Origin of the sequence: Pseudomonas sp. F1_0610 (genome assembly GCF_047470865.1) — a bacterium.
Taxonomy (GTDB): domain Bacteria; phylum Pseudomonadota; class Gammaproteobacteria; order Pseudomonadales; family Pseudomonadaceae; genus JAZDRH01.
Window position 1 is genome coordinate 1 of record NZ_JAZDRH010000067.1, and the last position, 1,761, is coordinate 1,761.

2 protein-coding genes and 1 pseudogene are annotated in these 1,761 nt (G+C 32.8%); 1 reads left to right on the forward strand and 2 read right to left on the reverse strand.

Features of this window, described 5'->3' with window-relative positions; translation table 11 throughout:
- Both VQ643_RS16190 and VQ643_RS16195 read right to left on the reverse strand, forming a co-directional pair.
- Positions 1–356 (reverse strand): annotated as a pseudogene (locus VQ643_RS16190) (hypothetical protein); the annotation flags it as partial.
- Between the two features lie 25 nt (positions 357–381).
- Positions 382–918, reverse strand: coding sequence for a hypothetical protein (locus VQ643_RS16195; RefSeq protein WP_414201534.1), 537 nt, complete (start codon positions 916–918; stop codon positions 382–384).
- A 743-nt stretch (positions 919–1,661) separates the two neighbouring features.
- On the opposite strand from VQ643_RS16195, the gene VQ643_RS16200 reads away from it, so the two are divergent.
- On the forward strand, positions 1,662–1,761 hold a 100-nt coding region (locus VQ643_RS16200), incomplete at its 3' end, for a transposase (RefSeq protein WP_414201313.1).

Here is a 1,761-nt window from a genome sequence, read left to right on the forward strand (position 1 = left end):
TATACTAGCTGATCTTCAGATAACAAATAATAATACTCAACTTCATTTTCGACCGCAATAGTAAATTCAAAATTTTTACGACTGATCTGATAAAAATATTTACTTTGGAGTAATATATGTTGTCTAACTGAGAAATTTTTTTTATAAAAAACTAAAGGATCGCTGCCTAACAACCCTCCGCTGCAGCGTCCTAAGTTATTTAAAAAAGCATATAACTCTGTACCTTGGCCAATATTTACACCATATAGCTTTTCTATTTTTAGTATTTCACTGCTACTGTAACCTTTCACAAATTTACGATTAAAATTCAATGTAGGAAAACTAGTTAAATATTCAGTAAAAAATAACTCACTCACATGCTCACCTTTTTTAATTAACATATTAAAAATCAATTAACTCGCCTGATGTTTCTATCAGTTCCTGTTCTGAACATGAAAAGGCCGCTATAGTGTCATCTGACAAAATCCACTCAAGATACTGATAAAGAGTAAACTCTGTTTTTACAATTTCGTCTGTATTCTCATTCCAATGATAAACTATATTTATATCTTTAGACTTTGTTGCTAAAAAATAATATTGAGTTAGATAAATACAAGATATAAAAAAAACTTTATTACTATTGGCACCATCAAACCCCAAGTCAATTATATCTTCTCTATTAAAATTTTGATAACAAACTTTATCTCTAACATTTCTGGAAGCCCAATAAATAATCATTTGGTCTCCTCCAAATAAACCACCACTACATCTTCCCATGCATTTTAAAAAATCATATAACTGACTGGTAGGCGGTACTTCAATATCATAAAGCCGTTCAATTTTTTTTATTTCCTCATCTGAGTAGCCCCTTACAAAACTTTTATCAAAAGGTTGCTTGGGGTATTTTTTATGTAACTTTTCAGCAAGATTTAGCACCATAACTCATATTCCTTCAAGGATTTTGCATAGTAGAAACGTGGCTAAAATTTATTATAAATCTTTTCTGTGTATTTGCAGTACTACTCAACGTTGTTTGGCAATCTGGGCAAGCTCCTGGAAGGCCTTTAGAGGTATTTTCAACAGCACCATCTATTCTAACTAGTTTATTACTACCCCCATGCTTCTGTTGCGCGTACGCGATTATTTTCTTCTCTGCATGTCCATCGTTAAGTAAGCCTACACGCTTAACATCTCAACAATTACATGATAAGTAATACCATTAAGTTTTACTGTTTTTGGTGCTTGCCCATTCCACGCTTTACCACTCACAGATAATACATACTAAACTTTTTCACCAACAGTAGTTTTGCCACTATGGTCCTTGCCTCCTGCTTTATACCCGCCACCGAAAGGAATAGTTTTTCCAGCTCGATTCGAATAATGAATGCTATTATTAAGGAAAGTCAGTCAATTAGGGTTGCACTTATAAATTAAATTCGTCCATTTTACTGAAAGCTATTTACCCTGTAGTAAATTTAAAATTTGTTCAATTGATTTTTGGATATCTAAATCATTTTGATCAATACTTCATTTCTGAATAATGAAACAGCATATACCTGTTCTAAAACAAACCAGTGTTCATGAAACTTTTCCTTCCACTCAATATCAACTTGTAATCCCCCCTCAAAACCACAGAGGCTATTTGTAGAAAATTTCATTAATATAAACTCAAGGAGTTTTCTATGCGTAAATCAAAATTCACTGAGAGCCAAATTATGGCAATTCTCAAACAAAATGAGGCTGGAGTTCCAGTCCCTGAGCTATGCCGTGAGCATGGTATTA